We start from the raw sequence: 257 nt of genomic DNA, 5'->3' as shown, positions 1-257 counted from the left end.
CCTTCGCCACGCCCCCCGAGACCGGCGTTCAGAAGGAGTCGGCCGGGGGTTGCCGGCGCCATGGACTTGTCGAAGCTTACACGGAAAAGCACGTCCATCTTCTCCGTATTGACAGTGAAGCGGTGACGGGCACAGTCGCCCAGCCTTCCGAAATCGCATTCCACGGCGATCTGCACCGGTTCGTCGCCGGCAGCCTCGATAGTCAGCGCGAAGGTCGAGGTTTTGCCCGCCATTTCGCGAAGCGCGTCGGTCGGCAC

Annotated in this window: 1 pseudogene; it reads right to left on the bottom strand. The window is 63.8% G+C overall.

From position 1 onward, the window contains the following. A pseudogene (locus EUU22_RS24330) lies at positions 1-257 on the bottom strand (hypothetical protein); the annotation flags it as partial.

This window comes from Ciceribacter ferrooxidans (assembly GCF_004137355.1).
Classification (GTDB): domain Bacteria; phylum Pseudomonadota; class Alphaproteobacteria; order Rhizobiales; family Rhizobiaceae; genus Allorhizobium; species Allorhizobium ferrooxidans.
Note: the sequence above shows the minus strand (reverse complement) of the source record. Positions and strands in the feature narration are given on the sequence as shown.